General features: G+C 35.2%; 9 protein-coding genes. All 9 read right to left on the reverse strand.

Translation table 11 applies throughout. From position 1 onward, the window contains the following. Positions 1 to 166: 166 nt before the first annotated feature. Positions 167 to 469: a hypothetical protein gene (locus AC27E9_RS18910; RefSeq protein ID WP_487132866.1), complete on the reverse strand. Its 303-nt coding sequence runs from the start codon at positions 467 to 469 to the stop codon at positions 167 to 169. 105 nt (positions 470 to 574) lie between these two features. Further along, positions 575 to 1066 (reverse strand): hypothetical protein, encoded by a 492-nt coding sequence (locus AC27E9_RS18915; RefSeq protein WP_487132874.1) that lies wholly within the window; start codon positions 1064 to 1066, stop codon positions 575 to 577. Positions 1067 to 1638: 572 nt separating this feature from the next. After that, on the reverse strand, positions 1639 to 2115 hold the full coding sequence (locus AC27E9_RS18920; RefSeq protein WP_487132867.1) for a hypothetical protein: 477 nt from the start codon (positions 2113 to 2115) through the stop codon (positions 1639 to 1641). A 113-nt stretch (positions 2116 to 2228) separates the two neighbouring features. After that, positions 2229 to 2399: a hypothetical protein gene (locus tag AC27E9_RS18925; RefSeq protein WP_487132868.1), complete on the reverse strand. Its 171-nt coding sequence runs from the start codon at positions 2397 to 2399 to the stop codon at positions 2229 to 2231. Between the two features lie 243 nt (positions 2400 to 2642). Further along, positions 2643 to 3248, reverse strand: a complete 606-nt coding sequence (locus AC27E9_RS18930; RefSeq protein ID WP_487132869.1) for a hypothetical protein — start codon at positions 3246 to 3248, stop codon at positions 2643 to 2645. Positions 3249 to 3361: 113 nt separating this feature from the next. After that, positions 3362 to 3976: an FMN-binding negative transcriptional regulator gene (locus tag AC27E9_RS18935; RefSeq protein ID WP_487132870.1), complete on the reverse strand. Its 615-nt coding sequence runs from the start codon at positions 3974 to 3976 to the stop codon at positions 3362 to 3364. Positions 3977 to 4132: 156 nt separating this feature from the next. Further along, the gene (locus tag AC27E9_RS18940) at positions 4133 to 5296 is read right to left on the reverse strand and encodes a hypothetical protein (RefSeq protein WP_487132871.1); all 1164 of its coding nucleotides are present in this window, start codon (positions 5294 to 5296) and stop codon (positions 4133 to 4135) included. 425 nt (positions 5297 to 5721) lie between these two features. Next, a complete protein-coding gene (locus AC27E9_RS18945) occupies positions 5722 to 6783 on the reverse strand; it encodes a hypothetical protein (RefSeq protein ID WP_487132872.1) in 1062 nt (353 codons plus the stop codon). 101 nt (positions 6784 to 6884) lie between these two features. Further along, entirely contained in the window at positions 6885 to 7658 is a 774-nt protein-coding gene (locus AC27E9_RS18950; protein ID WP_487132873.1) for a DUF3592 domain-containing protein, read from the reverse strand. Positions 7659 to 7815: the final 157 nt, after the last annotated feature.

Consider the following 7815-nt stretch of genomic DNA (forward strand, 5'->3'; position numbering starts at 1 on the left):
GGGCAAAGAAAAAACTCTAATTTTTGAAGCCATAACCTTTCATCAAATCCTTGTGATGCTAACGCCCAATTAAGGGGCAAATACTATGTTGGCTAAAATAAGCGACGCAGGAGCAAAAGCCAACTGTTATTTGTCCTGCTTTAACGACTTGTTAGGTGTAAGTTGCTTAAAATACGTCTTTATCTTCTGCGCACTTTAAACCTACAATTTGGTTTTGAAAGTTAACCTTTGCTTGTATAAACGAACTATGAACCATTACGTAATCTTTATGTGGCAAGAACAAATGAAGAGATGCTTTTTTATCTGTTCCATCGATTCGATGTACCTTGCCAAATAATGACTCTAAATTATCGAGTGTGATTGGTTGCTTTAATGCAATACACGTATCGTAATATTCGTTAATACTTCTCGTGTCGTAACAACTCGAAAGTAATAAAGTCGTGATTAGAACTATAAAAGTAGAACGCATACTCCCTTACACCTAACGCCCATTTAAGGGGCTGATAATGTTTGGCTAAAATGTGTAGCGAAGCGAAACCGAGCCAAACTTTTGCAGTCCCGCTTGAACAGCTTATTATACAACTATTAACTCATTAGCCCAGCTTTCCCAAGAAATAGACCTACCAGGAAATACAATATTAGGAAAAGGCCACTTGGCTTGAAGCCAGTTTCTGACAATTAGATAAAGCTCCTTATCCTGAGCAATACTCTCATCTCGAATCCATAAGTAGACTTCACAATCATAATTTGATGATTGGCTTGGGTCTATATAAACAGAGCCTAGGCATTTTTCCTTTGAGCTGTTAAACACGGAATAAGCGAAAGCATCCCTTGATTCAAATTCCTGTTTATGAACCTTTAAGCTTTCTATATTTTCTTCGAGTGTCATATTACTTTTAGGCCACTCAGATTCAGGGCCAAATATTCCTTGTAGCCTTTTTTGACTATACATCACTGCTTCAAAGTCTAACTCCGCAACATTTTCATCAAGAACTCTGAAATGAAAATTTTTACTATCAAAAAGCATCGGTGGCTCAAAGGATTCAGGAATAAAAGCGTTTGCCATGCTCATAGCTATCCGTAGTTGTATAACGCCTCATTAAGAGGCAATAAAATAGTTTGTTAAAATTTTGAGGAACGAAAAACAACAAACTGTTTTAAGTCCCTGTTTAATTACTTGTTAGCTGTCGACTACACTTAAAATGTCTATTGTCACCAATAACAGAACAAAACTAATTAAAAAACATAATGTAGTTATGCGCAATTTTATTAAAAGCGATTTTTGAACTGAATTTTTAACAGTATGCATTTTACCAGAGCTAAATAGCTCCAAATAAAAAAGGACATTAAAACGATGATTAAACTCACGAAACGATTTATAGCGATGTTGAAAAATTCGTAAGTTATTGCCACCTCTCGATGCCCAGATTTTACGCTTTATCCTTTGATCAAAGAAAAGCACTATTAATGCAAATATTAGCCAAGCAGAAAATATAAATCCTGGATTATGCAATACGTCCATATTTAACCAAACTCCACAAGGCAGCTAACGCCTCATTAAGAGGCAAATAATAGTTGGCTAAAATAAGCGACGCAGGAGCAAAAGCCAACTGTTATTTGTCCTGCTTTAACGACTTATTAGCTTTCATCTGCTCTGAGGTAGGCAGGTTTCATATATAAGAAAAATGCCAAAATAACTAAAACAAAATGTGGTAATAAAACGTTTAATTTACCAAATTGGAAAAATATACCATACCATTCCTTGCTTCTATGCCATGAACCATTTATCTGTAACGGGGTGCAAGTTGATAAAATTTCAGTTTTAGATGTTGGTTTTTGTAAGGCATTTTTAGTTTCAAACTGTTTGCACTCTTCGATCATTTCTAATCTTGGATAATAACTTACCTGAAATTCTTTAAACTTAGCATCAACAAAAGCAAAACAAATAGAGCTAGCTATGCAAAGAAGTAAAATTGATTTCTTCTTTTGTTGAAATGCATATCCAATAAGAGCCATTCCTACAGTGATAGACCAGCCTTTAATGATCATTAAATGGCCGTCATATTGACTTATTAAGTCAATGATTTTGAAATATTCTGAAGACAGTAAATCCATAATACACTCCAGTCTCTAATTGAAAGCTAACGCCCTAATAAGGGGCTGATTAATAGTTTGCTAAAATGTGAAGCGGAGCGAAACCAAGCAAACTGTTAGCAGTCCCGCTTGAATTACTTGTTAGCTTGATAGTACGCCAAATGTGCAAACACATCATTAGAAACTCTCTTAATAACAACATGATATCGTGGTTTTAACTTATATGCTTTAAGTTCGACACTAATCTTATCTTCGTCATTAAACATATAAACATAGTTAATAACGATATCAGCAAAATCTTGCATAATCGAGCTTAACTAAATGTTCAGTTTTAAACTGATAAGTTTTAATTGCCTTTTCATATTCGTCTGAATTAGCAATGTTAAGTTCGGAAATAGGAATACTGATTTCTAAACTACGATTTTGATCTGGTTCGATAATGTCATGTAGCTTTAAATCTGGGAAATAATATTTAATAGCAATAAAAGCTACCACACAAATTGTGATGAGTATTGCTGGAATATTATCAGTCCCGCTTGATTGCCTTGTTAGCTATTCTTAACACCAAACCCTAAACCAAATTTTTGAACAAGCCTGTCCAGTTTGCCATGGTTTGTTGGATTAAGGATAGTTTGATAAACCCATATATAATATTCATTTGTAGATATATTTTTAATGGCACGTTCTTTACCAATAAGCTCTGATAGTACTATATATTCTAGATAACAAACAATTATATGACTTAGGGTACCACCCTCTGTACCACTACCAAACGGGCGCTCAAATTGTACATTAGGAAATTCAGCCTTTATAGCTGCTCTGAATTCAGATTTACTTCCGCGCCCATTTTTAATTACATGCCAATGAAATTGTTCATGTAGAAATGAAGAAAGCAGCTTAATATCGTTATTGAGGTATTCTTCCTGTGTACTCATCGTTAGCACAGGGTGGCTTCTAGGGGTTCTTGCTTTTTCATCAACTTCAATAGTATCTGTAATAATCCAAGGTGATAAATCATGAGTTTTTTGAAGTAATTCAAGTTCATGTTTAATTTTTAATTCATCTTCAGAGTTATTGACTGTAGTAATTGAAACACCCGCAATTGAATTAAATGAAAATAATAAAGTAAGAACAGTTAAAATTTTAGAATGCATACTCATCCTTGATTGAATAGCTAACGCCCTGTTAAGGGGCTGATAATTGTTGGCTAAAATGTGTAGCGAAGCGAAACTGAGCCAACTGTTAGCAGTCCCGCTTGAACAGCTTTTTACCTGCCTATACCCAGTGACAGCTTTTCCATATATTGAGCTAAACTCCGAGCACCTAGGTCTTTAGAACTTTTAAGAGCATTATAAACACCAATCTGATCTTCTAGTTTTCTTTGTTGTCCCAGTTTTAGCTTACCTTCAATATTTGATAATTCGATTTTAAAGCCAACAATACCGGAAAGTAGCTTATCCCTAAACTCGTTAGTTATTACGTCTCGCTTAACTAGAAGTTCAGGTTCATATTTATGAACAACTTCCTCTACAACTTCTAGCGTTTGGCTGTCACTTAACAATGAAACTTTTCCATATACATGTACAGATGCATAGTTCCAAGTTGGTACGGCAGGCGATTGAGCATACCAGTTAGGGGATACATAGCTATGAGGACCAGAAAATATAATTAAAGCATTTTCTCCATTAAGCTCGTTCCAGTGAGAATTAGCTTTAGCGCAATGAGTATAAAGAACTCCATGTTCACCTTCTGTTCGATGTAAGACAAATGGAAGATGAGTCCCAGTAAGTGAACTAGACACAATGACACCAAAACCAAACTCATCTATAAAATCATGAATATCAGATTTATCATTCATTTTTACATTTTTTGGGATGTACATAAAACTCCAGAATTTAAAAAGGCAGCTAACGCCTCATTAAGAGACGAAAAACTGTTGGCTAAAATATGCGACGCAGGAGCAAAAGCCAACTGTTTTTTGTCCTTTTGAATGACTTGTTAGAACGCATTAGACTCTGTAAATATGTTTTGAGCTTCATCAATGCATTTTGCAATAGTTTTGAGCAGGTAAAAGCCTTTTTTCAATTATACTCTCACGTCCAGTGCAACCACCACATGTACAAACTCGTGCAAACATGCACATATCCTTAATTGCCATACTTGGTTTTACCTGAAAAGCATATGTGGTAGCAAGATTATTCGGTTTAACATCATATTTCCAAGCAATAAGGTATATTTCATCATCTAGCTCAATTGACTCGATCTTAATATGTCCAGATAACCACCAAGCTTGCCAATGTGGGCCATATTCCGTTTTTCGGCGCTTAATTAACGACGCATCGTTCATTAGCTTGATCTCAGGGGTAGTTTTCAAAATATCAAGAAAGGCGCCTTTATCAGTTGGTAGCTCATTATTTAGTTCACTATTACGCTGAATATAAAGAGCATGGGTATATATTCCACCAAGTGACCATGCAACTCTAAGTACGCGTTCTTTGTGCCCATCATTATCAATATCAAAGACGGAAAATTGGGATGGCGGTAAATCTGACTGTAGATCAATATCATGCCATGGTGGCTTGTACTTATGCTTGGTGAAATTAAGTTCTCCGTTTTTCGATAGAGATGTTTCTATAACTTTTGAGATTGATGTACAAATAGCATCATCATTACTCTCAAGTAATCTATATTGTCCAGGCCTTCCACTATCTGTAGTGGCAAGATGCGGTTGCGTTTTTTCTGAGTACACTGTGAAGTTGGTATGTATATTGTTAATTTCATTTAAATCAGTAAGCACAAAGGTAAGTTGCCACCGTTTGGATACAACGCCTGATTTGACGCGTTGGTCACAGTATAAGTATTTGCCTTTTTGTGTGGTACTAGTACGAGCTATGTAGTATCTACCCTTTTTGTACTCACATATGAAGCCCATTGATTCAAAATGCTCTTGAACTAGATTTGACGCAGTTCTTTTCGGAAATTGTTCCGTCAACATAATTTCCAGTTCGCTTGTATTTTCAGGTAAATCTACATGATCAGCCAGCACACTCCACGAGATGCTAAAGGTAATAAAGAAAATAAGTACAAAATATTTCATGCGTTCTAACGCCCAATTAATGGGCAAAATAAAGTTTGCTACAATGTTGAGGAACGAAACAGAAAACTGTATTTTGTCCCTGTTTAATTGCTTGTTAGGGTTCATCTACTTCTTGACTTGGAAGGGTTGCAAAATAGAACATTTCTATAAATATGAAAGTGAAAGCAATGATTGGACTTACATATATATAAATAAACCAAAAACCGCTACAACTTCCCCCACCTCCACCATTGAATGCACAATAGATTACAACAAATACTAGAAACGCATTGATCAAAAAAAATAGTGCAAAACAAACCAAACTAAATTTATGCGCGGTCGAATACTTTTCCTTCGGTCGAATTATTTTTTTTAAGATGAAATATTGCTGTATCAACACGATCAAAAAAACAACCGGAATTATAAATAAAAGTGCCATCTATCCTTGAACCCTAACGCCTTACTAAGCGGCGCGAAATTGTTGGCTAAAATGGCGAGGAACGAGCACTAGCCAACTGTTTAGCGTCCGTTTAAGTAACTTGTTATACGTTTTAACCAACCAATGAGCTAAATGACTCAGCTAACCCAGGTAAATTAAAAGAGGTGTACACTTCCTTCGCCTGTTCAAAGACGGCTTTAGACTTTTTAGCCGTTTTTAAATACCCAGAAGCTTTGTTTAACCACTTTTCAACTCTATTTTTATCCGGTTCTTTTTCCTCTGAAAGCTCACTTTTGACCTTCTCTAGCTCAATGGAGGCACTTGATGATAATGAATTTTTTTCATTATTTAGAAGGCTTATTAATTGTTCCAAACTATCTATTTGCTCTTTTCTTCCATTAAAAGAGTCAGCAATTTTAATAGAGTTATCAGTATTTATCGTTGTAACATTTGATCCACTCCCTTGTACTAAATTACTTGAACCGTTAGCTTGATAAGTGGGTGCATCTAATGTTCCTCCTGTTTGTACAATAACTGAAGGGGGGGTATTAAAGCCTACATTTAGAGGTGAAGTTTTTAACAAGCGTTCGTAATACTCAACAGCATTTTGTGACAGGTTATAATTATGTTGTAAGAAGCTTATTCTATTCTTTAGTTTTGTCAGTAGCAGATCATGTTGCTCTGGCGTATTAATTACAGGCAAATCATCCAATGGATTACCTGATTCTATTTTTTGGATGTAATCATAAAAATCGCTTTGAACTTTTTCAGTGCTCACAGAAACACCTGATTCAGAAATAGTAAACTTAAAACTAAAAGAATTAGATTCATCTGAATAAGAAGAAAATGAAACTTTGTAACCTTTTAAAGAAGCAAAGTCCTCAAAACCTTTGAGGAAATCTTGAAACATAGACTTGTGTTCGTCTGGTAGCTCAATTTTAACGTAACCACCTCTTTGTTCTGTATTTCTATTTATTTGTTCTGATTGAAATTTGAATTGTTCAGCTTGAATTTTCGCTTGTTCATACTGCATTTGAAGCTCTTTTCGGCTCAATGACACTTCTTGTCGCCTTTCTCTTCTCCAAACAATAAAAAAGTACATTGCAAATATAATTGCAAACATTAACAGAAATGTATTTATTAGCTCCGATGCACTAAAAATTTCAGAAAGCACTGTAAACTCCTTTTAACGTATAACGCCTCATTAAGAGGCAATAAAATAGTTGGTTAAAATAAGCGACGAAGAAGCAAAAACCAACTGTTTTTTGTCCTGCTTTAATGACTTGTTATATTTTTCAGCTCTTTGTCAACCAGCCTACGACATTCTTTTGTAACTGTTTTTGGGTAATTTATGGAAGTGGCATGCTCAAAACTACATACCACCTGTACAGCTTTTGAAAAGAGTTCCTCTTTTACTATTAGCTGAAATCCTTCATCCATTGCCATAGGCGTTATATAGTTAAATTCGTTTTGAATTTTAGCCTTTATATTCTTGCCTAAGAGCTTATCTCTAATAGCCTCTGCAATTTCAAGTTTTTCTTTTTTTGATACATCTAATTTAATAGGAATAACTTCTTCTGCATAAAGAGCAGAGTTTTGAGCTGAAACATAACCCCAAAAATTCCAGCCTGCTGGAACCCAAAAAAAGAACCCAAAAATTAAAACACCTAACAAAGTTAAATGTTGAATCCTTATTCCTGGAGCCAAAATAGATTTAGAAGGTTTTCTCGGATTAACATACACATCGACTTTCCAGCCTTTACCGTACATAGCTAAAACCTGTTCTGCATGTGATTTTATATTGCTACTTCCAATCGCCACAGATACATAGTTATTAGTATATTTTCTTCCGTCATAGAAATACTCATACTCGACTTCAGGTTCGAACATATCACCTTCATCGTAAGTTATCTTTAGATCTGACTTAGTAATAATAGCTTCAGTTTTATGCCAAAGGTAAGCTCGATAACTATATACCGTGTATAGGAAATAAAGAATAATAAATAGATTCACAAAACCAGAGATTATGACCCCTGCATCCAATTCCATATGCCGAACCTTAGAAAAATATAACGCCAAGCTAATAGGCGTTTACTGTTTGGCTAAAATTGTGAGCGCAGCGAAACGAGCCAAACTTTAAACGTCCCATTGAGCGCCTTGTTATGCGCTGGTTACGATAACCACAAACAGCGCCATTTATATAAGA

It is taken from the genome of Colwellia meonggei (assembly GCF_057537295.1).